This is a genomic window from Cupriavidus sp. 05T313, assembly GCF_056396665.1.
On record NZ_JBFTLX010000680.1, the window covers coordinates 1 to 397 of the forward strand.

At 58.4% G+C, this 397-nt stretch carries 1 protein-coding gene; it reads right to left on the reverse strand.

The genetic code is table 11. The features are described from left to right. On the reverse strand, window positions 1–357 hold a 357-nt coding region (locus tag AC1DKD_RS42345; RefSeq protein WP_477144882.1), incomplete at its 3' end, for a nucleotide-binding YajQ family protein. Window positions 358–397: the final 40 nt, after the last annotated feature.

The window sequence follows — 397 nt, forward strand, 5'->3', positions numbered from 1 at the left end:
GGGTCCTTCGTCGCGGATGAGCTTGTTGATCTTCTTGGCCAGGTCCTGGGCAATGCCTTCCTTGATGGAGGCTTCCAAGCGGTACTCCTTGCCCGAGGCGTAGGGTTCCCCCTCGTCCAGCGACTTCAGCGAGATGCCACGCTTGATCAGCTTGGACTGGAAAACATCCAGGACGGCCTTGACGCGCTCTTCCGAGTTGGCCTTCATGAGGATCTTCTCGCCGCTGAAGTCGATTTCCGCGCCAACGCCCTTGAAGTCATAGCGCTGGGCGATTTCCTTCTGGGACTGGTTGAGCGCGTTGGCCACTTCCTGCTTGTCCACTTTGCTTACGACGTCGAACGTTGACTCGCCTGCCATGACTCTCCTTTGTTGATGGGAGCCCCGTGCGGATACAGGG